The 1,524-nt window shown below is 43.6% G+C and carries 1 protein-coding gene; it reads right to left on the reverse strand.

Going from position 1 to position 1,524, the window contains the following annotated elements; translation table 11 throughout:
- Positions 1–182 precede the first annotated feature (182 nt).
- The gene (locus JT739_RS08115) at positions 183–1,409 is read right to left on the reverse strand and encodes an IS256 family transposase (protein ID WP_237660605.1); all 1,227 of its coding nucleotides are present in this window, start codon (positions 1,407–1,409) and stop codon (positions 183–185) included.
- Between the last annotated feature and the right edge of the window lie 115 nt (positions 1,410–1,524).

Genomic DNA, 1,524 nt, shown 5'->3' on the forward strand with positions numbered 1-1,524 from the left:
GATCAAGTCCAATTTTTTGTGTAAAAATCCCTCTAGTTAGAACCAAGTGTTTCTATCACCACCGCTTGGCTTATTATACCGCCTCCGACCCTTTAGGTGTTAAGGATACACTATCACTTGGCTTTGCCGCCCTTGACACCAGAGGCCTCCGGCGGATACGAATACTTACCGGTGGGGATAGGTTATCTTATTTGAATTACTTTTTCCTTTGATTTTTTAGAGGCTTCTTTCTGCCATTCAAAATACTCGGCCATATCCAAGTACTTTTTGCCAGAAGCCCATTTTTCGTCCTGTTCCATAAGTAATGCTCCGATTAGGCGGATAGCTGATTCCCGGTTGGGAAATATCCTGATTACCCTCTCACGCCGGCGAACTTCTTCATTTAGCCGTTCTAAACTGTTGGTGGTACGAAGTCTTTTTCGATAACGCTCAGGAAGCTCCAAAACCGCTATAGTATCTTCAAAACCTTCTTCTAATACATCCATGGCCTTAGCAGCTTTGGCTCTATACTCATCTAACACCTGATTTAGTAGCATTCTTGCTGTTTTGGCATCCGGTGCTTCGAATATAGCCCTTACCTTGGCATGAATTTCTTTTTGTAAGGCTTTCGGGGTTTTATCGAGGATATTACGCATAAAATGGGTTTGGCAGCGCTGCCAGGTCGCCCCCTGAAAATACTGGCGAATAGCCCGTATAAGCCCGTTGTGATGATCGGAAACTACCAGATCTACGCCGTGTAGGCCCCTTTGTTTTAGCCGGGAAAAAAATTCACTCCAACTTTCTTCCGATTCGCTGTCTCCAACCATAAGGCCTAATACTTCCCGGTAGCCTTCTTCATTTACGCCAACGGCAATTAAAAGGCTCCGTTGACGGACACGGCCATCTTCTCTAACCTTTATGACCATGGCATCCACTATGACAAAGGGGAAGCTTCTTTCTCTAAGGGGCCTTGAATTCCAGGTTGTAATAATAGGATCAAGGTTTTTACAAAGCTCAGAGATTGTAGATTTTGAAAACTCGGTACCGCAAAGCTCGTAAGTTATTTCTTCAATTTTCCTGGTAGATACCCCGTTAACCACCATTTCCATTAATGCCAGTAAGAGGGCCTGTTCGCTTCTCTGGTAACGGCGAAAGATGTCAGTAGTGAGCTTACCGTTGCGGAGCCTTGGAACTCTTAACGTAAGGGTGCCGACTCTGGTGACTAAATTTCTCGGATAGTAGCCGTTACGGTAGGCTTGTCTTTCTTCGGTTCTTTCATAAGGTTCAGCTTTGATTTGCTCGGTGGCCTGGGCTTGCAGTATTTGATTGAGTATTGATTCAAAAAGTTTGGCCATCCCTTCATCTTTAGCTCCTTTTAAAAAGAGGTGGTGCAAAATTTCTGAATCAATGGTAATATTATATTGAGCCATTTCTCATCCCTCCAGTTAGGTTTTTGGGTTTGTCAATTTAATTCTAACCAGAGGGGTGAGGGTGGCTCAACCCTTTTTTAAAACTCCCTTTTTACACAATTATATGGACTTAACT

The sequence above is a fragment of the Tepidanaerobacter sp. GT38 genome (assembly GCF_021991635.1).
In the GTDB taxonomy this organism is placed as follows: Bacteria; Bacillota; Thermosediminibacteria; order Thermosediminibacterales; family Tepidanaerobacteraceae; genus DTU063.